We start from the raw sequence: 20,828 nt of genomic DNA on the forward strand, positions 1-20,828 counted from the left end.
GCAGGTGCCCCGGAGCAAGCCGCTTAGCGGTCTTGCGAGGCGATGGAATGGACTACCATGAAATCGCTAACTGTTCGCTGGTCTGTTGATATCTGGTCATCATGGTTAGCCATGAACTTGGAGCCACCAGCCATAGCTTTGGTGGATCCCTCGTTCAAGCTAAGCACATGGAGCCCTTGTGGCACCCGATTTTGTGAGGGAGCATTCAAAGACGCCCCAAGCTGTACAGACCAACTTGCCGGTAGAGAAGGCTGGCTAAACCAACCTTCGGGAGCTGCTCGTTTCCTAACGGTTCCATTAAGAGGCACTCGGCAGCTTCGATCCAGCGCAGCTTTCTCGGAACTGCATTATTGCTGTGCCAGGTATCCCTGCATGGTGCGCCTCATAGACGAGGAGCGCCATCTGTTAACGGTCACTTGTTACCTAAGCCGTCTCCAGTCGTAGCGCCACACTTTCGCCACTCCAGCCTACTGATAAGCGTGGAGGAAGATTTTCAGGTCAGTGACCTGGTTGGGTGCAGATTCTCGGTCTGGTTTACCAATGGGGAGATGATGATCCCACAAGAAATCGTAGGTGATCACAATAACAGCTAGCTTCGCGGGTGCCCAAGCGAGTCTGCGGTATGGATCTCCGGATGTTCCCCCATCGTATCCCAGGGCATTTTGGGCCAATCGCGCTATTGTCAAGCGGTACCGTGGCTGACTTTCTTTGTGGCCAAAATGACCATTGCATGACGGACAAATCGATCAATATCCAATAGCCAAAGCGATCAGCAACTAGTGGCCAAACCAATCAGCAACTAGTGGCCAAACCAATCAGGAACTAGTGGCTGAACCTATCAGTTTGTCTCCTAGACTTCGCACAGACCTTTGAAGCGGAGTCAGAGATGATGTACAAAGATAGGGTTGTCGATCGCGAGCTGGTAGAACGCATGGAGGCGTCCGGTGCAGTGCTGATCGAAGGGCCTAAGGCATGTGGCAAGACCGAGACTGCTCTCAGAATAGCTAAGAGTTGGGTGATGCTTGATGTCGACCTGGAGGCAAAGCGAGCTCTAAGCGTCGATCCGTCGCTGGTGCTTGATGGTCCCACCCCGAGACTGATCGACGAGTGGCAGGAGTCGCCAAGCATCTGGAATGAGGTGCGCCGTATGGTTGATCAGCGCAAGACATCCGGTCAGTTCATACTTACTGGATCATCAGTTCCAAATGATGAGTCGAGTCGACACAGCGGGGCTGGTCGTTTCTCTATCTTGAAAATGCGGCCCATGACATTGTTTGAGATGGGGTATAGCACCGGTCTGGTCTCTCTCGAGCAACTCATGGAAGGAGAGTCTCCAAAATCTGGCCAACGCGAACTCTCGCTTGCGAAGCTGGCTGATCTCCTGGTGCGCGGCGGTTGGCCTCGGCATCTTGAGCTAACGTCGCGCGCCGCTGCTCGTTCAGTGCGTGACTATCTTGACAATATCTGTCATGTGGATGTCCAACGGGTGGCAGGTGGACATCGAGACCCCGGACGTCTTTGGCGACTCTTGCGTTCGTTGGCGCGCAATGTCGCTACCGAAGCCACCCTTGAAGTTTTGGGTTCCGATGCCGGAGGGGAGTCTGGTTCATTGGCTCATAATACGGTCGTTGATTATCTTGACGCGCTTGAACGGCTCATGGTGATTGAGAGTCAACCGGCCTGGTCGCCTCACCTTCGTTCGCGTACAACGCTCCGTCGTTCACCCAAACGCCACTTTGTCGACCCCTCGCTTGCCGTGGCTGCGCTTGGAGCTACTGCCGAGAGACTAGTCAAGGAACTCCAAACTCTAGGGCTCTTGTTCGAGTCGTTAGTCGTTCGCGATCTGCGCGTACTCTCACAGTCCCTTGACGGAGAGGTTTTTCACTATCGAGACAAGGGAGGCCAAGAAGTGGACGCGATCGTGCAGTTGCGTGATGGCCGCTGGGCGGCCTTCGAAGTAAAGCTTGGCGCTGGGCGAATTGATGAGGGAGCCGTATCGCTCCTCAGGTTTGCAAGGAAGATCGATACCGCCTTGACTGGTGAACCGAGCATGCTCGGGGTGATTGTACCAGCGGGTTACAGCTATATGCGATCTGACGGGGTAGCGGTCATTCCCATGTCCGCACTAGGGCCGTAGCTAACTGGGCCGTAGCTGACTACGGTACTGCACCGGCGTTCGTCGCGCTTGGTCGTTTGTGTAACTCCGGGACTCTCGGCCCTCGCACTGGCGGTCTTATCATTCTCCGTGTATCTGATCACCTGCGATGACGTACTCTGAACCGGGTACCTGTTCTTCTGAAGCGTGCCTCCTGAAATTGTCTCCAGTCGTTCATCTGGTATTCGATGCGGATCATCTGAGGGGATGAATCTAGATAGAGCGCGCGACAGGGCTGTTTAGGCGGACCTTCGGGCGGGTCAACTCAAGGCGATTGTTGTGAGATGCCATGCAAAGCTGCGACGAAGTCGCATGCGCCCCTGGGTCGGCTGGCCTGACAGCCTTGGGTTTTCCACAGTCCCTGTCGAGTCCTTAAGTCTCTTTGTTATCGAATCCTGGGGAGATGGCGAGGCCCTCATCGGGACCAGCAGCGTGCGAAGAGTCGTCTTGTGGATTCGCATTGATCTGCGTGATCATAGAGTAGTGTTTCACCGTGTGCATGATGGGGGCGACCTCCAAGTGCAGGATCCCTTCCAGATCCGCCAACTCTTTTGTGAGATACCCATACAACACTGCTTCGTTGCGGCAAAGCACCATTGCTAGCAGGTTCGTTGAACCGGTAGTGGCTGCGACAAAGGGGATTGCCTGATGGCTCGCGAGTGTCTCTCCGACCTCAGCAAGCTTCGATACGGACACCGACATCCACAGAAGGGCAGGTGCGCCCATCCCAATCGCATCGTTTTCAAGGTCGACGTGGAAGGAGAGCACCCCTGCTCGAACAAGATCCTCAACACGCCGTCGTACCGTTGACTCATGCCAGTGGGTGGCTTCAGCGAGTTGACGATAGGTCGCTCGACCATCTTCGCCTAACGCTCGGATCAGCGGCCAGTCGGCTTCGTGAAGCACGGTGAGGCTTCGGTCCACCTCCGAGAGCGCTGCGGGGTCTTGGCGCAATCGATTGATCTCCTCTGGGGTGAGCCAGTCTGCCCCCAATGGAGAGAACACATCATTGCTGTATTCGTGCAAGAGGCAGTAGGCCCTTGCGTCCACGACCTGGCGGCTGCCAGAGAACTGTTCGAGCAGCAGATGCGCTCCTTTGATCCGTCGTTGAGAGCGGATCGCGGCAAAGACCTCGGTTCCACCGGAGACGACCTGGACCCAGGAGACCTCTGGATCTCGCGCTACCTTGGTGGCAACTTTTGGCGCAGAGCCGGGCAGGCAGCGGAGACGGATTGCCCAGTCGGATTCGGAGATCCGCTGCGAGTTGAGTTCAGCGACGACGCGAAGGACCTGATTGTCGACCATTGACCGATAACGACGGGCGATGGTCTGTTCGGAGACACCTAGGGTCTCTGCAAACCGTCGAAATGAGGCGCGTGGATCGAGGTTCAGAGCCTGGATGATTCGACGGTCCAGGATGTCGAGATGGGCAGTTTGCACAATCAAGAGCGTAACACTTGGAAGTTAATAGCAGAATATTACGGACTTATAGAAGATCGTAGGACTAGCGGGTACGTTGGTTGGTATGGATAAAAAGTGGTGGACACTGATCGTGGCCTGCGTGGCCACGTTTATGTTTTTGCTAGACCTGACCATCGTGATCGTGGCACTCCCCCAGATTGAACGGGCGCTACATACGAACTTCGCCGATGTGGAGTGGGTGATCGACGCCTATGCGCTCACACTAGCGGCGGCACTCCTTACCGCAGGAGCCCTCGCTGACCGATACGGTCAGCGGCTCGTCTTTCTGATTGGGCTGGTCATCTTTACGCTGGGCTCAGCGTTTTGTGGGCTTGCGCAGTCACCGTTGATGCTGATTTTGTCACGGGCAGGGCAGGGGATCGGTGGCGCTATTCTCTTTGCAACATCGCTCTCACTCCTTGCCAACAGCTTTCACGGCAAGGACCGGGGGGTTGCGTTTGGCATCTGGGGCGGCATCACCGGACTCGCCGCTGGCGTCGGTCCCATCCTCGGAGGGTTGATTACCACCGACATCAGCTGGCGTGGGATCTTCTGGGTCAACGTACCCCTGGGTGCCGCTGCGATCGTCGTAACACTCGTCAAGGTCGATGAGTACCGGAGCGATCAGTCGCACCGTCCCGATTGGGCGGGGTTCTTGAGCTTTACCCTCGCAATGGTATCCCTGGTCTACGGTCTCACCGAAGCCGGCCAGACCTCCTGGAGTTCCGGATCGGTGATCGCCTCCCTCGTCCTGGCGGTTCTTCTGTTCGTCGCCTTCATCCTGATCGAGATCAGAGTGAGCCATCCTATGCTCGATCTATCGCTCTTTCGGGTGCCGACCTTTGATGGTGGTCTCGTGGCGGCCTTTGCGATGAATGCCTCACTCTTTGCCATGCTGCTCTATCTCGTGCTCTATCTCCAGGATGACCTTGGTTTTTCAGCTCTTGGTACCGGTGAACGTCTTCTCCTGCTCACTGGGGCGACGCTGATCGTCGCCACGGCAGCCGGTCGTGCGAGCAGCCATCTTCCGGTCCGTTGGCTGATCGGTCCTGGGCTCGCCCTCGTTGGGCTGGGATTGCTGCTGATGGCAGGGCTTAGTGCAACGACAACCTGGACCCATCTCATTCCAGGGTTCTTGGTCGCGGGCATCGGCAGTGGACTCGTCAACCCACCACTTGCCTCTACGGCGGTTGGGGTGGTCAAACCTGCGAGATCCGGGATGGCATCGGGTGCCAATAGCACCGGGCGCCAGATCGGTATCGCGGTGGGTGTCGCCGTCTACGGGACCCTCTTTACCTCGTCGCTGCTGCACCATCTCGATCATGCGCTCTCACTCACTCCAAGTCTCGCGCACCGTTCGGCCGCCATTGCCAGCGCGATCGATCAGGGCACCATCGGACAGGCGATCGTCGCAAGCGCGCCACGCGTACGGGGTGAGCTGGTGACGGCGATTCACGCGGCCTATACCGGCGCGTTGAATGAGCTCCTGATCGTCAGTGGCCTGTTGGCGATCGTGGGTGCTGTCGCCGCCACGATCTCCATTCGGCCCCGAGACTTCGTGGGACGCTCCGTCGAGGTGGGGGCGGACAAGAGCTAGCAGGCAAGCCTCGCGAGCGGATTGGCGATAGGAGCCACCTGGGGAACGGGTTCGGTAACCTTGAGTGACACGAGAGTCACGGACAAACTTCTGGAGTGATACACTCGCAAGGCAGCGGTGGATCTTATTCGGTGAGGCCACCCCATCTCCACAAAAGGAGGCATCCATGGCGCCCGTAGATCGTGAACTGCTGAGCCCCGACCAAGTACAAGATGGCGAGCTGAAGGACTGGAGGCAGTTGAACAAACAACTGCGGGCGCGTTTTCGCACCAATAGCTTCGCAGCGGGTCTTGCGTTTGTCAATCAAGTCGGTGCGGCTGCTGAGGTCATGGATCATCATCCTGACATTGTGTTGACCTATTCTGAAGTGGTCGTTACTCTGTTCTCACACGACGTTGGCGGTATTACCTCCCGCGACCTCCGCCTCGCACGAGAGATTTCGAGCTTGGCTGACAAATTGGGGATTGCTTCGGATGTCCGAGGAGTGACGCTCGTCGAGATTGGCCTTGACACCCAGTTGGGAGCACAGCTCGCACCGTTTTATGCGGCACTGTTGCGGTCTGAGATTCGAAATGGTGAGCCTACTGATCCTAGCGGTCAGACCCCGACACTGTGGTGGCAGGATACCGGGGAGGTTGATGAGGAGCTTGCACTACCACCTCAGACGTTCGAACAGCGTTGGCACTTTGATGTGTGGGTTCCTGCCGATGACGCGGAGGATCGCCTTCGTGGAGTGATCCAGGCAGGTGGAAGACTGGTGAGCGATGCCGGAGCACCGAACTACTGGGTGGTGGAGGATGCCGAAGGTAATCGCTCATGTATCTGTACAGCTCTTGGGCGATAAAGCGAGCTCACGCGGGCGATCTATCGAGCTTGCTCGTGCCTTTATTCCCCGCATTGGGGCGAGGATGTCGGAGAGGGTGGTACCGACTCCGATGATCAGGGAGTTGACGGGGATCGGTGATCCGAATGAACTCATGAGTTTGCGGGGACGGGCTCGAGAAGGTAATCGGTGGGCGCCAGTCGGGTATTCGTCGGAGCGCTGGTCTTGTTATGAAGGATGATCGAGACCAAGACGGTCGGCTCGCGTCGGAGCTATGCGCGTGATCAACGAGTCAGGTACACCTTAAGAGGTAGGCTTACATCATGTGGAGAACTCAGATCTCCCTGACCGAGCAGGAACGACGCACGCTTGACGAAGTCGCAATGCGAACTGGCCGATCGCTCTCTGCCTTGATTCGGGATGCGGTCGAGCAGGTCTATGGCTCCGAGCGCTCTGCCGAGGACGATCTTGTGGCCATGCGCCGAGCATTCGGCGCCTGGAACCGCGATCAGCTCGATGGTGCAGAGTGGGTGGAGCAACGACGTTCCGGCTCTCGTCTGGGACAACATAGATTGTGAGCAGACTCATCGGCACGTCGATTCTGATCGACTATCTTCGCGGTTACCCAGATGCCGGCGCAGTCTTGGAGCGCGAGCGGTCGGCGGATGTACTGCACGCGAGCGAAATCACCCGCCTAGAGATCCTCGCTGGCATGCGTCCATCCGAAGAGGAAGATACGTGTGCGCTTCTTTCGACTCTGATCTGGCACCCCGTCGACGCTGACATCGCGGAGGAGGCCGGTATCCTCGGCCGAGGCTGGCTTCCCAGTCACCACACCATCGATAGTGCCGACCTCGCCGTCGCCGCCACCGCCATCCGCACAGGTGCGGTGCTGTTGACGCGCAATGTCAGGCACTTCCCGATGTTTCCCGACCTCCAAGCGCCCTACTGAAATCGTGTGGTGCTGACCGCGCGTGAATAGGTTTGTGTCACCTGACCCTACGTCTTTCGTGAACTGCGACGAGCAGGTCGAGTGCACGAACCGAAAGATGCCTTGTGTGCAGCCTTTCATTGATTGTGTCTGCGGGTCTCGGTTGGGCCGCGCGAAGTCTCGGATTTACACAAGACCGATGCTCGGCGTCGCCCTGACAGGGTGTAGGTTCACCTATCCGAGGATGGCCTTTTTGCTGGTAAGTGATGAACGCTTAGCTATTGCATCAGTGCAGAGAGATATTGAGTACCTCTGAAACCAACGTCTCAAGTTCCCCCGGTGTCGTTCACCCAAAGAGGCTTCCACGGGCACAACTCGATCGCGCCGGAATCGCATCGTGTCACCGATCATTGTTCAGGTGTGACCAGTCTTCGCCTTCACGAACAGGTGAGGAGGAGGTGCGCCATGCGCACCTCGAGCGTTGGGTGGTGATTGTCCACGGAAACTCGCCCGGCAAACTACGAAGCAAACGTGCCTCTGGTAGATGACCCTCTCTGGTGTCATCGCCTCGATAGTTGATGACGGTGCGTTTTGATACAGTTCGCGATGATAGCGGCGTGGTCCATCACCACTTGGCCCCGCGCACTGGCTCATTGGACACCGGGCCAAGGGTGAGCATCCAGTCTTCTTTGTCAGAGTTGCTCGCTCCAGCAAGACTAAGGCTCACACCTTGATTGCTCACTTTCGCTAGTGGGTTTGTCTCCTGATGGGTCTCTTGCAAAGCGGATCATTCCAATTCCATGTCGCACGATCCAAGGAGATTGCCTTGGCGTCGGTGGTCGTATCGGTGAACCGCGTAGCCGTCGACGGTCATTCGCGTAGTGTGGCGATTCGACCTCGGAGGCGGGGTCTCTATGACGTTTGGGATAGGCGCGAGATGGACAGGTGCATGGTTGGGGACTGGGTCATGAGCCCGTCATCGAGCGTGCCGCGCAGATCTCTCCCAAAGCCTGGTCATAGATGGGGTAAGCTTTGCGTGAGCGGGAAGCTTGTCACAGGGATTGGAACGGTGGGAGCGGGGTACAGGTGGTGGTGGTTGATAATGGCGGGAGATCGATGACGGTAGGGGTCGGAGTGATGCAATGATCGATGGAGAAGTCATGCAGGAGCTGCGTGACTTTGTGAGAGCTCGCGATTGGGGGCAGTTTCACACTCCTGAGAATCTGGCAAAAAGCATCGCGATCGAGGCAGGAGAGCTGCTCGAGTGCTATCAATGGGGATCGGATCCACCGAGCGAGACCGTAGCAGGGGAACTTGCTGACGTTATAACCTACTGTTGTTTGCTTGCTGATCGTCTTGGACTCGAGATCACCGATATTGTGAGAGCAAAACTTGCGATTACGGCTGCAAAATATCCCGTTGAGAAGGCAAAGGGGCGGGCGGTTCGCTATGACCGGCTTTAGCATCGAACGGCTCGACCTCGACCCTGGCTCGATCTCATCCTGGTCGGGAAGAGACTCGCGCCATCGAAACTGGCCAGTGGTCTATACCCTCAACAACAACGATGATGTCTACGTTGGCGAGTCTTTGAACGTTGTGTCGCGACTGGGACAGCATCTTGAGTCGGAAGAGAAGGCCCGACTTCGCTGTGTTCGAGTCGTGCTCGATGATACGTTCAACAAATCGGCCTGCTTGGATCTCGAGGCCTACCTAATTCAGCTGTTTTCAGGTGACGGAAAATACCGGGTGTTAAATCGCAATGATGGGGTGGTTAATGCAGACTACTACCGCAGAGGTGACTACCGAGAGACGTTCGAGTCGATTGCGCTCGTACTCCAACAAGAAGGCGTGCTGTCAAAGCCGGTGCGAGACATCGAGAATACCGATCTCTACAAGCTCTCTCCCTATAAGTCGCTCACCAGCGATCAGGAGCTCGCGGTCCGGATGATTCTTGAGACTGTCATCAACGATCTGGCCACCACAGTGAGTGTTCCACTCGTTATCCAAGGCGATCCAGGGACCGGCAAGACGATCATTGCGGTGTTCGTGATGAAGCTGATGATGGATATCGCGGTGATGAGGGACCGAGAGGACCCTGAGGGGATCTGGCGTTCTCTGAGTACACGACCGAGGCCAACGCGGCACTTCTGCGCGGTATCCGGATCGGATTGGTGATCCCCCAGCAGTCGCTGCGCGCCTCGGTGCGACAGGTCTTTCGCAAGACGGCGGGGCTCGATGAGACGATGGTGTTGAGCGCCACTGAGGTTGGAGAGGCTGAGCATCCCTATGATCTTTTGATCGTCGATGAGGCGCACAGGCTCAGCCAGCGAGCCAATCAGTCCAGCGCACAGGCCAATCGTCGATTTGGTGCCATCAATGAGCGACTCTTTGGTGCTGACGATGATGGCTACACCCAGCTTGACTGGGTTCGGGCCCAGAGTCGGCACCAGGTCCTCATGATTGATCCGTCACAGAGTGTACGCCCTGCTGATCTCCCTTCGGAGCTCCAGGCTGAACTCGTGCAAACTGCAAGTGCCACCGGCAGATATCGCAGGCTCCTCTCTCAGATGAGGGTTGGCGCTGGTGATGGTTATGTGGGTTACGTGCGTGCCATGTTGAGTCATGAACCACCTACTCCTCGGACCTTTGCTGATTATGAGTTCCTCCTGTTCGAGAATCTCGGTGAGCTCTATGAGCGTATCGTGTGGCGAGAAGGTGAAGTGGGGCTCGCTCGCCTGGTGGCGGGGTATGCGTGGGAGTGGCGGAGCAAACGCGATCCAGCGGCGTTTGACATCGAGCTCGACGGTTGCCAGTTGCGGTGGAATTCGAGCGAGACTGACTGGATTGCGAGGAAGGAGTCAGTGGCGGAGGTCGGTTCGATCCATACCGTCCAGGGATATGACTTGAACTATGCCGGAGTCATTATCGGTCCGGACCTGTGCTATGACGAGACGAGTAGACGGTTCGTCCTCGATCGCAAGAATTATTTCGATCGCAAGGGCAAGGAGAACAATCCTCGCCGTGGCCTGACCTACAGCGACGATGACGTGTTGGGACTCGTGTTGAACGTCTATGCGGTGTTATTGACCCGTGGCATGAAGGGTACGTTCGTCTATGCCCGCGATCCGGGCCTTCGTCGTTATTTACAGCACTACATTCCGAGCTCACCGCAGAGGCGACCAGAGCCAGGTTATTAGCCGCCTCGTGTGATCAAGGATGGGATTCGGGCGACTCTCGTTGACCTCTCCTCGGCTAGGTTCTCGGTGCTTGAACCCCTGCTCCCAGCGCTCTCTGGTCCCGAGCCACTACGTTGAGGACTTCACGTGTTCTTTGATGACGCAGGGATCGTGTCGCTGTGGAGATTGTTGCGGCATGGCTTGGGCGCTTGCGCTGGTCACGGGGAGCACGGCCTTAAGGCTGGTACGAGCCCTGGCCAAGGAGGTAGAGATTCTTGGCGAGAGGGTGCATATTGGTGAGAGGACCACCGTGTTGATACCTGGCTGTTGTCTGATGAGTCCGATCTGGTCGCTGGCGTGATGAGCGCGCCAGAATCTTCGCCAACGTGGGTCAGGACAAGCGAAGGGGCCACGATCACCGCGGTGATCGTGGCGGATGAGGAGCTGTGCAGGTTACTTCATCGAGGGGCGGTGGCGCGGTACTGCCCTATATATCTTTGCCTCCATGTTGGAACGATGGAGTGCTCACCACGATCAAGAGGCGAGGCGGCGGGACCGACTGCATCATGCCGGTATGGTATTGCGCTCATCTGCTTCGTCGATGAGGAACCCGCCGGAATGGTAGCAACGACGGAGTCAACTGCGCCAGAGGCGGAGCTGATATCCGTATGGCTGATCCGCGGGTTTTGTGGTCGGGTGGCGGTCATCGGCTGGTTTGGAGTGATCCGCTATGTCGAAGGAACGGGAGTTCTCAACGTCCGCCAATGGTTTTCTCTTTATAGGCACCGTAGCGTCGTCTTCCACATCGTCAAGGCAGCCAAGTAATCGCATGATTGTTGCTACAGTTTGCTCGGGGACTTGGATACCCCACCGTCCACCTGGGGACAGGATTTTGGGAGCGGGAGCTGAGGCTAACATCGTCTACAGATCCGTTCTGGTAGACTGCAGGTCGGAAGGAATATCATGACTAAGCCTGTTGCGTCCACGTTGGTCAAGACTCCGCCAAGTCTTGCCTTGCTTCGATCTCATAGACAAGACATCATGGAGCTTGCGACACATCATGGAGTCTCGAATATCCGTGTATATGGCTCCGTTGCCAGAGGTGATGCTACCAGTGATAGCGACATTGATCTCTTGGTGGACTTTACCGCTAAAACTAGCGGGCTTGAGGTCGTCGCGTTCGCCCAAGAGCTTGAGGATCTCCTGGGCTACCAAGTGGACATTGGAACCAAGATACACCGTGTGATACGTGACCAGGTTGAGCGCGAAGCCGTGTCCCTATGACACAACACAGTGACTTACTATATTTGACGCACATCGACGAGGCTGCGAAAGGGATCGAAGACACCGTTATCAAGCAGGGAAGATCGTCGCTCAATGATGCACTTATACGTGATGCCACGATGTACCGTTTACAGACGCTTACGGAGTCGAGCCAACGACTTTCTGCTGCGTTCAGAGAGGAACACGCTGATATCCCCTGGAGACAATTGGCAGGATTTCGTAATCAGCTCGCTCGCGGATACTAAGACGTTGATCTAGACATCGTATGGAGCGTTATTGAACATGATCTTCCTGTGTTGGTGGAGCGCGTGCGGGTAGCGCTCACGCTACCCAAGGAGCAAGCGGTAACCGAAGCTGATGGTCCAGCCCTCAAACGACAGTCCCACTCTGGTAATCGTTTTCAGGTGGATTGACCCGCAACAGCGAACCTCTCCGCCGCTATCAATGATGGCATCTTCAAGACCAGGCAAGTACTCTGACGGGTTCCGCGTTCTATGAGGTGGGCGAATGGACCAAGTGTTCGGATTCGCCAAGGGGGTCTTATGAGGAAACAACATGGTGCAAGGTTGGTGTTGATTGCTCTGTGTTCGGGTATGGCGCTCGCTGCATGCGGTTCGACGGATGGAGCGAGGTCCCATGCATCGACGCCCTCTCAAGACCAGCGATCTCGTGAGCAGGTGCGATCGACCAACGCCTCCCAGGTGTTTGTTCAAATTGGTGCAACCGTGCTTCTGTCGAACGATCGCGCTGGTCTCGCGAGCGTTGGCATTACGCACTGGTACCAGGGGGTCACGAGTACAGGGGCGCCTGTGATACATGGCGATGCTCGGGACGCGATTGTGGCCAAAGTTTGCGCCGGACCGACAGGGTTGGTCGGCACACTTCGTCCTTCATGGTTTGGGGTGCGGTTCTTGCGCCAGCGGCTTTCAACGAAACTGTCGGCCGTGATTGACGGTTCTTCGGTCCCGACCGATCACTTCGGAGGTCCGCTTGCTGGGATGAACCAGCTGAATGCCAGCCTGGCATCGCTTGGTCGGAATCAGTGTGCGCAAGGTTGGGTCGTCTTCACAGTTCCACGCGGAATGGTGCCGGCTGTGGTGCAATTCCCTGACCCCCACGCCGCAACAGCTGCATCGGGTCGGAGGCTTCAGTGACTGCCCGGAGCCGGATTGCGGAGCTGTCAGCGTTGCGTCCGCTGGCCCGATCAGGAACAGGGTCACGTAGTTCGTAGGTTTTCGCCAGTGTTGTGTATGTGGATTCCCGAGCGAGCAGACCATGAATGTCGCTTCAGCGATCGATCGGTCATTCCGCATAGCATCGAGCCCGGTCGACGGGCTGGTTTCGCTGAGTCTCTCGACGAGACGGTGCACCACACGCTCGGAGTACGTAGCCGTAGGCAGTGTGATGGTTGGCAGGTGCAAGGGGGCGGTGCGAACCAGGAGGTCTCAGGCAAACCCCCGTCGTCATCAGTTGAGGAGGCTGCGAGAGTCACGTGGTCGCATCTCGGGGTTGTCACGTCGCCGGGGACTCTCGGGTGACGAAGGTGCTCAACGACCAGTGGTCGCGGCGACCGATGCGGCCCGTTGGGAACAAGACCACCCAAGGGATGCGCATGCAGCATTGATGGCGTGAGGTGGATGGCCCCTTGGGCCTTGTTAGCACGCATTGTCGACAGTGGAGAGATCGCAACGCTTGGGGAGTCGCGTTGAGCGGCGATGAGCAATAGTGGGACGTCGGCTCTGTCGGCTGTTCAGATCATATGGTTGGGAGGCTGGAAGGCCTTCCGCTGTTCTTTAACGACTCTGGAATAATGCTCGAAGAGTGCAAGGCTTCGTGCGACGTCAACGGGCACTGCAAGCGACATTTCTCCACGGCCCAAGGCCTCGCTACGAGCCGGTGCCCAGACGTAGTTGACCGAGGTCTGACAAGGAGAGGTTGTCAGCACCGATGGATCTGGGAAGTGGCTGCCCTGGGTCGGACGCTCCGCGAGGGTGTAGGCCGTGTCAGCGATGCCGGATCTTCATTGACCTCCGCAGAGCAGTGAGATCGACAAGGAGCACTATGGTGGCCGCGATGATTCCAGCCTTGCTAGCGACCCCGATGGAGTGAAGTCCGAGGGTCAAGCCCGTAACCAACGTGACTATGCCTGACGCGATGAGGCTCAACCACCAAGGACTTTGGGATATCCGGGGATCGATGACATCGACTTGGTCGACGAACCACCAGCTGAGTGTCGGACGACCGTTGATGATGATACGTTGGGATAGTGCCAGGATCATGAGGATGAAGAGCTCCAGGGCGCTTGCAACACCAAAGGCTGCGGAGGTCACGCCACAGCAGGCCATGCCGATCGCTGCCGAGCTCGCTTCGACGACCAACAGCGGCATGAACCGCAATCTGACACGTCCCCGGTGCCCGGTGCCAAGAGAGCGTTCCGCTCGATTCCGTCTTCATCGTACCATGGTATCGACAGTATGGCTGCTCATCGACGCTAGCGATCAACCACCAGGAGCAACTCATCGCTGTCGGCGGGAGGCGCATGGTCAATTCTCTGGGACATGGTCGTTCGAGCGCGGGCAGAGCAAGGTCGTTGCCCCACACAGCGAAGACACGCGAACACCGCCGACTGAGCAGGTGAACGCAAGCGCGCCAGGGTGACGCAGTGAGAAATCGCGGGAGATATTGCTGAAGCAGCCACTGGTATGATGACCCAGCGACACGATCAGTGGACCATGAGAATGCCTGTTGGCAGGACTCCGTTCCAAGGCGAGATCGCGGCGGGCTGAGCATGGCGCCCACGGTCAAGTCTCACGCCAGGGAGGATGGATTACTCCGTTGGTCGCCTGAGGCACTGGCGCGCTGATACAACCCGGTGATGCCACCAGACCCCACCTCATAATGCCCGACTCATAGTTCCCCGATGGTGCCCGACGAATGGATCCTGATCGTGACGCACCGTGACCTCTCGGACGAGACGGATGCCTCGAACGTACTTACCTTGTGGGGACCTCTCTCAAGATGATGCGACCACGGTGATCTCGGCGCCACCATTCAGGCGTTGGAATGCGCCCGGTGTCGAGCGTCTCTGTGAGATCGATCGTGTCGACGACCATCCCAATTGGTGCACCATCGTTGTGATAGAGCGCTTCGTAGACAACGAAGATCTCCTCTGGATAGAGGTGATAGCGCAACTCGATTGCGATCATGGAGTTGAGTCCGTCCTCGATCGCCTCGAGTTGCACGAACGAACCATAACTTGCGTGGAAGTTGGCCATCGCTTGTCGCCATGTTGCCAAAGCCTGTTCCACATGAGCACTCACTGCTGCTGGGTCGGGTGCTATCACTGGTTCGTCGTAAGGCGTCACCGCCAGATCGCGAAGCACCTCGAGCTCTCGGAGGGTCCTTGACCCGATGCGGTGTGAGTAGACCCGGCTATCGTCAGTGCTCCTGATGACCATGACAATGGTTTCGCCAATGGTACAGCTCTGCCACATACGGCCAGGAAGCGGAATCTGGTAGTCAACGGGATCCGATGGCCGCAACCAGACGGGGTTGGTTGGGAAGATCAGAACCTCAGCGGGCGGTGACGTTGCGCGGAGGAGATGAACGAGCACATCGGTCGGCTCGCCGGTCGCATCCCGGGGTCCCCACTTGCGACGAAAGAAGGAAGCATCGGGCCAATGGCCGCAGCCTTGGATCGTGATCGACTTGCGCGCATCTTTGAGTTCATTGTGCCATATGAGTCCGAGATCGGTCAGAACAAAGTCTTCTCCCTCATATCGGTAGATTCTCCATCCAGGAAAACCCTCAGTATGCATCATGAGATACACATCGCCGTGAGCACGAAAGCAACCGGCACCCGAGCCGGGAATCGTCGAGGTGCGTACTTCGTCGGTTGTCGGTGTCCAGCGGACGATTTCGGTCACGTTCCCGTCGCTGGTCATCACCAAGAGCGAGTCATCGAGAGCAAACACTGATGCAATTGCGGGGAAGTGTCGCCATCGTATCTCTCCATCTCTCGCGATGACGGTGACGAAGGGATGAAGCCCGGTCGAGACTAGGACGGTGCCAAGAGGTGTCTCTCCGTGCCATCGATCTCGGCACCGCACATCCCCGAGTCGTTCGAGGTGGACCGTGGTCCCTTGAACGACTGCCCCAACGGGAAGATACCGATCGACCACCCAGAGGTCTTCGCCTTGGGCGAAGACAAGTAACGGATCGAGAATAGTCATAGCGAAAGTCTATCGATGATCCTACTGCTTGGGCTCGACGAGGACTCTCGCCGTAGCGGTCAGGCGAGCTCGATCAGCACAGCGTGGGCGTAATCGATCCGATTGGCCCTCAGCAGAGAGCGAGCAGACGGGGTTGCTGGGAGACGGGCTGAGCACAACGCCGCCTCTCATTGCGTTCTGCGAACCTGGTAGGCGTAGCGTTCGCTCCGGAACCCCCACAGTCGTGCTTCTTGTTGCAGGTTGCCTTGCGATCACCGCTGGCAAAATTTCCCAAGGTGCAATCTCGTGAGGACTATGCGCTTTGCCCTAGTGGAGCCGAATGGGACTGTCATGATGGTCAACGGAGTGGCCGATGTAACGGGGCGGGTGTCGGGGGTACGCTCGGCTCCAGGGGAAGCAACGGATTGGGCCTCGGTATGGTTCATTGTGACTGGGGACTGTTTGTCTCGTCTGTGTGGTGGATGCGTCGCGTGGTGAGGTTGTTACCCGGGATGCAGGTGATGGTCGTAGGGGTTGTATCTCCGGGGTACGCGTAGTTGGCAAACGAGCGGTATGGGTGCTGCGTCGCGAACTGATGGAACCGGGGCTTGGGAGTCAGGGAGACAACGTCCTCTCTTTCGGATCGGCCGTGAGCATGCTGGGGGCCAACTCGGTTGTGCGACCCGTTAGTCGCCGTGGTCAGGTCAGTCGATCGGACTGCTTGCCGAGGAGACTTCGGGGGTGTGCTTGTGGCTTGGAGCAGGGCGATTGTCTCCCTTCTGTTGTCCTGAGGTCTCGCCTAGGGTAGCGACTTCACAAGGTCTCGTCGGTTTCGATCGGCTCCGAAGGAGGGCGGCCGACGCGGGAGAGGCGGGACAACATCGTGCTCTGGGTCCCGGGTTCTGGAAGCCGAAGACGACCCTGCGCAAGAGCTGCGCCAACAAGAATGACAAGCCCACCAAGAGGTTCTCTCCACAGGAACGACTCGCCTAAGAACAGGACCCCTGCAACAACTGCGAAGAAGGGGTGAACCACCCCGGGTTTTACAGAGACTCGGTTAGTTGTCAATCAGGTAATTTCCTGACTGCCTTCGAGCATAGTAGAGAGCTTCGTATTCCGCCGGCGACATCATTCCAATCGAGGAGTGAAGCCGTCGGTTGTTGAACCAATCCACCCACTTACAGGTCTCCCATTCGACCGCGATCTCGTCGTCAAGGAGACCGATCGCATGGATTAACTCCGTCTTGTACAGGCCATTCAAACTCTCGGCCAGAGCATTGTCATAGCTGTCACCCGTAGTGCCGACCGAAGGTCGTATGCCAGCCGCCAGAAGAGTTGCCGAGTAGGCCACAGAGAGATACTGGACGCCTCGATCGCTGTGATGGATGAGATCCTCGGTATCTGGTCTCGCCGCCATAGCCATTGCTAGCGCATCGGTAGCCAGGTCACTCTCTGAGAGAGTTGGCCACCTTCCAACCGACGATCATCCTAGAGAAGACGTCGATGATGAAGGCTACATATGCCCACCCAGCCCTTGTCTTGACATAGGTGATATCGGCACACCAAAGCTCATTTGGTTCCCACGACACGAAGTGTCGCTTGATGAGGTCCTTAGGCTTCTCTAGCGCCTCATCAGCGATGGTGGTGATCACGATGCCCTTACCTCGGGTGGCGCCCTTAATGCCCAGCTCACGCATGAGTCTCTCCACGGTGCAGCGAGCCACTTGGTGGCCAGCTCTGTTGAGCGCTACCCAGAGCTTCTTGGCCCCATAGACGCGGTAGTTGGCCTCGTAGGTCTCGGTGATGAGGACCTTGAGCTCCTCGTCCCTGAGGGTTCTCTCGGAGGGTTCTCGTCGCTTGTAGTCATAGTAGGTCGAGGAGGCGAAATGCAACACTGTGCAGATCGGCTGGACCCCCCACCTGTCCTTGTTTGAGTCGACGAACGCGACTACTTGTTTCGTTTGGTTCCTGGTCGACCGTCCAGCTCGGTCGCGAAGAAAATCGATGCCGCGCGCAGGATCTCGTTCGCCCGCTTGAGTTCAGCGTTTTCGCGTTCGAGTTGGCGCACCCGCTCCTTGGCTTCGGTTGTTACCCCTTCGCGGTCCCCTGTATCGATCTCGGTTTGGCGTACCCAGTGACGTAGGGTCTCTGGGGTCATGCCGAGCTTGTTAGCTACCGATTGAATCGCGGCCCACTGCGAAGGGTACTCCCCTCGGTGGTCCACAACCATACGAATAGCCCTATCCCTTACCTCCGGTGAGTAACGCTTCACCTGTGCCATAGTAACTCCATCCTCTCAAGAGTAGGAGTCTCCAGTAAACCCGGGGTGGTTTAGGGGTTAGGTAGGTGACCATGCTAGCGATTGTCGCAGACGCAGACTCTAGAACATGAAAGTTCAGTACGTAGGCGAGTCCGGTACTCAATACTCCGAGACTCACGAGGCCAGCTGCTGCAGCGACAATGATGTGTTGAGGTTGTTCCAGGTGAAGGTGTCCGAAGACCAGAGCGAACGGCAGCACCTGCAGTGCTCCGCAGAGGACTTGACCGGTGGCGAGAGAGGCGGGGCCATACTCGGTAGCACTTAGATAGCGTCGTGCATAGGAGAAGGCGATGCCGTAGCTGGCCACAGCGAGAAGGCAAGCCCCTGTCCCAAGCAACTGGTTGTGGCCAAGACCATCCCAGATGCCCGTCACGACGAGCACCCCAACGAAGCCAACCGTCATCCCGAGGATGACCTCTGGCTTGGGCCTTTGCTGGCGAAAGATGGCCAGGCTTACCGCGATCGTGGAGATTGGTGTCAGTGAATTGAGAATGCCCGCGAGCACCGCTGACACGTGTGTTTCTCCGTAGGCGAAGAGCGTGAATGGAATGCTATTGAGAAAGATCGCAAGTACACAAAGGTGAACCCACACGCGAATGGATCGCGGCAGCGTGCCGCGGGTGATCGCGAGAATGACAAGGAGAGTAAAGGCTCCAATCACAAGACGAATGGCGGTGACGTCAATCGGGGTAACCGCACCCAACCCAAGCTTGATCCACCAGAACGAGCACCCCCATATTGCGCCCAAGAGGACGAAGGAGGCTAGCCACGGGAAGCCTGGCGGCCAGCGTCGAGGCATGCCAGTCATCAATCCACCTTCTCTTGCGCGATGAGATACGTCTTTCTCTCGATTCCCCATCGGTAGCCCCCCAGAGAGCCATCTTTGCGTACGATGCGATGACAGGGGATCGCAAGTGCGGTCGGGTTAGCGCCACAGGCATTCGCAATCGCGCGGACTGCGGTTGGTTCGCCGATCTGCTCGGCGATCTGAGAATACGATCGAGTCTCGCCGATTGGAATGGCGCGTAGGGCTTCCCACACCCGGACTTGGAAAGCGGTACCAGCCAGGTCGAGCGGCAGCTTGGTAGCTCCATCTTCACCGCGAACGGCTCCGGCAAGCACGAGGGCGATATCGTAGAGCTCATCATCATCGCGTTCGATGTCAGCCATCGGAAATTCGGTGACCAGTTGTGCAATGAGCGAGGCCTCGTCATGGTCGATTTTGATGGCGCAAACACCGCGTGCCGTGGAAGCCGCTAGCACAATGCCGATCGGGGATTCGAGCGTGGTGTAGTGGATGGATGCTCCTGCACCACCCAAGCGATATTGTTCCGGGGTCATCCCAAGACGAGTCGCACCATGGGCGTAAAAGGCGCGGCTCGAACCGTATCCAGCCTCAAAGGCGGCTTCGGTGATCGAGAGATCGCTGCGCAGCGTTGTTCTCGCGCGCTCAGCCAGCTGGGCTCTCGAATAGCTCCTGATTGAGACGCCGACCATGGCTTGAAACAGGCGATTCAAATGCCGGAGGCTCCACCCCAACTCGCGAGCGAGCGCAGCCAGATCCTCGGTGGCAGGCCCGGCCTCTAAGCGCCTGCACACTGCGATAACCGACAGAGCAGCCTGGTCGAGACGCATTGGATCCGCAGGATGGCAACGTCGACACGGGCGAAATCCCGCCAGCTCTGCTTCGTCACTTGTGTTAAAGAATTCGACATTTGCGAGAAGGGGGGAGCGTGACCTACAACCAGGTCGACAGTAGATCCCCGTGGTGCGTACCGCATAGACAAAGAAGCCGACACTCTTCTCATCGCGCGAGACCACCGCCTGCCACCGCACCTTGCTCAACTCTTTCATACCTCAAACTTAGGTGCGGGCGGATCCGTAAGCTCTCCGATTTGGGACGAGTAATTCGCCGTCGTATCAATCGAGCCGCAGGCGTACCAACTCCTCCTTTCTGGTGACCCAGAGTGAGGAGAGATGCGACGCCAAGTTGCCCTGATAGGTCTTGGACATCACCGATCACTACCAGGAAGTTCGCCGGCACGCTATGTTCACGTGCTACAAGCGCTTACGAGTGGTAGGACGAGACAAGCAAAGCGAGACCCAACACGTACGCGAAGTTGATTCGCGCGGGAGTGATCTTTCGTGCAGGATCCGTATCTCATCCCAACAGCGTCTGCGATGCAAGTGAGCGCCTTCTGCTTCGTAACACGTCAACCTCGTCGCCTACACCAATTCCTAGAGGTGATTCACCGAGTTGCGAGATGATGAAAACACTTGACAGATCTGACCCCACTCCCGTAGCAAGTTTGAGATTCAAAGCTCACTGGAGCGAGTTCTCCCATGAAGTCAGCGGTCTCCGACGATCGCAGCACTCACCCAAGGAATGGTTTTCGAAAGACCGTAGGTCAACCGACATGATCCAAGGGTTATAGTTAACATTCGTGAACCCACCACAACCTAAAGCTGCGGAGCTTCTCGCAGTGTATGATGCACAGCTCCGAGGGGAGGCAGAGGTCTACGATGCGCTCAGTTGGACTCGAGATGGTCCGCTCTATCGAGGTGTTCTCGATCGCAAGGGCTTTGTCAGCTACATATCCCTCGACGGCGTTGATAATATCGCTGGTCTCATTCAACGAACGATTCACCACTACCTGGACGAACTCGGCGTGGAGGAGTTCGAGTGGAAGACCCGAGGCCACGACGAGCGTGCCGAACAACTTCACCAAGAGTTGTGCAATGCAGGGTTCGTTGCCGACGAGCCCGAGACGGTCATGGTCGGTGCCGCCAAACCGGAAGGTCTCTACAAAAAATGTACGAGGTACTCATCAGTTTAGTATTCAAAACGCTAACTTCCGGCCGCCTAAGGA

19 protein-coding genes and 1 pseudogene are annotated in these 20,828 nt (G+C 57.3%); 13 read left to right on the forward strand and 7 right to left on the reverse strand.

The window, feature by feature from the left end; translation table 11 throughout:
* Nucleotides 1-886: 886 nt before the first annotated feature.
* Nucleotides 887-2,137, forward strand: a complete 1,251-nt coding sequence (locus M7Q83_RS12415; RefSeq protein ID WP_298339327.1) for a DUF4143 domain-containing protein — start codon at nt 887-889, stop codon at nt 2,135-2,137.
* A 390-nt stretch (nt 2,138-2,527) separates the two neighbouring features.
* On the opposite strand, the gene M7Q83_RS12420 is transcribed toward M7Q83_RS12415, so the two are convergent.
* Nucleotides 2,528-3,595, reverse strand: coding sequence for an Lrp/AsnC family transcriptional regulator (locus M7Q83_RS12420; protein ID WP_298339330.1), 1,068 nt, complete (start codon nt 3,593-3,595; stop codon nt 2,528-2,530).
* Between the two features lie 85 nt (nt 3,596-3,680).
* Here M7Q83_RS12420 and M7Q83_RS12425 point away from each other — a divergent pair, with 85 nt between their 5' ends.
* The 11 genes from M7Q83_RS12425 to M7Q83_RS12475 all read left to right on the forward strand — a co-directional run bounded on the left by M7Q83_RS12425 (nt 3,681) and on the right by M7Q83_RS12475 (nt 12,581).
* Nucleotides 3,681-5,213, forward strand: coding sequence for an MFS transporter (locus tag M7Q83_RS12425; protein ID WP_298339334.1), 1,533 nt, complete (start codon nt 3,681-3,683; stop codon nt 5,211-5,213).
* A gap of 166 nt (nt 5,214-5,379) precedes the next feature.
* On the forward strand, nt 5,380-6,057 hold the full coding sequence (locus tag M7Q83_RS12430; protein WP_298339337.1) for a 4a-hydroxytetrahydrobiopterin dehydratase: 678 nt from the start codon (nt 5,380-5,382) through the stop codon (nt 6,055-6,057).
* A gap of 302 nt (nt 6,058-6,359) precedes the next feature.
* The gene (locus M7Q83_RS12435; RefSeq protein WP_298339340.1) at nt 6,360-6,614 is read left to right on the forward strand and encodes a ribbon-helix-helix protein, CopG family; all 255 of its coding nucleotides are present in this window, start codon (nt 6,360-6,362) and stop codon (nt 6,612-6,614) included.
* Nucleotides 6,611-6,988 carry a type II toxin-antitoxin system VapC family toxin gene (locus tag M7Q83_RS12440; RefSeq protein WP_298339344.1) on the forward strand — a complete coding sequence of 126 codons (378 nt, stop codon included), beginning with the start codon at nt 6,611-6,613 and terminating at the stop codon, nt 6,986-6,988. Before M7Q83_RS12435 ends, M7Q83_RS12440 begins: the two co-directional genes overlap by 4 nt.
* Before the next feature lie 1,121 nt (nt 6,989-8,109).
* A complete protein-coding gene (locus M7Q83_RS12445) occupies nt 8,110-8,430 on the forward strand; it encodes a nucleotide pyrophosphohydrolase (RefSeq protein WP_298339347.1) in 321 nt (106 codons plus the stop codon).
* A complete protein-coding gene (locus M7Q83_RS12450) occupies nt 8,417-9,142 on the forward strand; it encodes a GIY-YIG nuclease family protein (RefSeq protein ID WP_298339349.1) in 726 nt (241 codons plus the stop codon). Before M7Q83_RS12445 ends, M7Q83_RS12450 begins: the two co-directional genes overlap by 14 nt.
* Nucleotides 9,139-10,164: a DNA/RNA helicase domain-containing protein gene (locus M7Q83_RS12455; protein WP_298339382.1), complete on the forward strand. Its 1,026-nt coding sequence runs from the start codon at nt 9,139-9,141 to the stop codon at nt 10,162-10,164. Before M7Q83_RS12450 ends, M7Q83_RS12455 begins: the two co-directional genes overlap by 4 nt.
* 306 nt (nt 10,165-10,470) lie before the next feature.
* Complete coding sequence (locus tag M7Q83_RS12460) at nt 10,471-10,968, forward strand: hypothetical protein (protein ID WP_298339352.1); 498 nt, start codon at nt 10,471-10,473, stop codon at nt 10,966-10,968.
* Nucleotides 10,969-11,106: 138 nt separating this feature from the next.
* Nucleotides 11,107-11,427 (forward strand): nucleotidyltransferase family protein, encoded by a 321-nt coding sequence (locus M7Q83_RS12465; RefSeq protein WP_298339355.1) that lies wholly within the window; start codon nt 11,107-11,109, stop codon nt 11,425-11,427.
* Entirely contained in the window at nt 11,424-11,672 is a 249-nt protein-coding gene (locus M7Q83_RS12470; RefSeq protein ID WP_298339358.1) for a HepT-like ribonuclease domain-containing protein, read from the forward strand. The genes M7Q83_RS12465 and M7Q83_RS12470 overlap by 4 nt, the downstream gene beginning before the upstream one ends.
* A 297-nt stretch (nt 11,673-11,969) precedes the next feature.
* Nucleotides 11,970-12,581 carry a hypothetical protein gene (locus M7Q83_RS12475; RefSeq protein ID WP_298339361.1) on the forward strand — a complete coding sequence of 204 codons (612 nt, stop codon included), beginning with the start codon at nt 11,970-11,972 and terminating at the stop codon, nt 12,579-12,581.
* An 849-nt stretch (nt 12,582-13,430) separates the two neighbouring features.
* Here M7Q83_RS12475 and M7Q83_RS12480 read toward each other — a convergent pair.
* The 6 genes and pseudogenes from M7Q83_RS12480 to ada form a co-directional block, all read right to left on the reverse strand.
* Nucleotides 13,431-13,814 (reverse strand): hypothetical protein, encoded by a 384-nt coding sequence (locus M7Q83_RS12480; RefSeq protein WP_298339364.1) that lies wholly within the window; start codon nt 13,812-13,814, stop codon nt 13,431-13,433.
* A 606-nt stretch (nt 13,815-14,420) separates the two neighbouring features.
* Entirely contained in the window at nt 14,421-15,659 is a 1,239-nt protein-coding gene (locus M7Q83_RS12485) for a hypothetical protein (protein ID WP_298339367.1), read from the reverse strand.
* 792 nt (nt 15,660-16,451) lie between these two features.
* Nucleotides 16,452-16,706 (reverse strand): hypothetical protein, encoded by a 255-nt coding sequence (locus tag M7Q83_RS12490; protein ID WP_298339370.1) that lies wholly within the window; start codon nt 16,704-16,706, stop codon nt 16,452-16,454.
* Nucleotides 16,696-17,919 (reverse strand): annotated as a pseudogene (locus M7Q83_RS12495) (IS3 family transposase). Before M7Q83_RS12495 ends, M7Q83_RS12490 begins: the two are co-directional and overlap by 11 nt.
* Nucleotides 17,879-18,766, reverse strand: coding sequence for a DMT family transporter (locus M7Q83_RS12500; protein WP_298339373.1), 888 nt, complete (start codon nt 18,764-18,766; stop codon nt 17,879-17,881). The pseudogene M7Q83_RS12495 and the gene M7Q83_RS12500 overlap by 41 nt, the downstream one beginning before the upstream one ends.
* Nucleotides 18,766-19,812 carry a bifunctional DNA-binding transcriptional regulator/O6-methylguanine-DNA methyltransferase Ada gene (ada, locus tag M7Q83_RS12505; protein WP_298339376.1) on the reverse strand — a complete coding sequence of 349 codons (1,047 nt, stop codon included), beginning with the start codon at nt 19,810-19,812 and terminating at the stop codon, nt 18,766-18,768. The genes M7Q83_RS12500 and ada overlap by 1 nt, the downstream gene beginning before the upstream one ends.
* A gap of 590 nt (nt 19,813-20,402) precedes the next feature.
* On the opposite strand from ada, the gene M7Q83_RS12510 reads away from it, so the two are divergent.
* Nucleotides 20,403-20,795 carry a hypothetical protein gene (locus tag M7Q83_RS12510; RefSeq protein WP_298339379.1) on the forward strand — a complete coding sequence of 131 codons (393 nt, stop codon included), beginning with the start codon at nt 20,403-20,405 and terminating at the stop codon, nt 20,793-20,795.
* Nucleotides 20,796-20,828 lie beyond the last annotated feature (33 nt).

Source organism: Ferrimicrobium sp. (genome assembly GCF_027364955.1).
Classification (GTDB): domain Bacteria; phylum Actinomycetota; class Acidimicrobiia; order Acidimicrobiales; family Acidimicrobiaceae; genus Ferrimicrobium.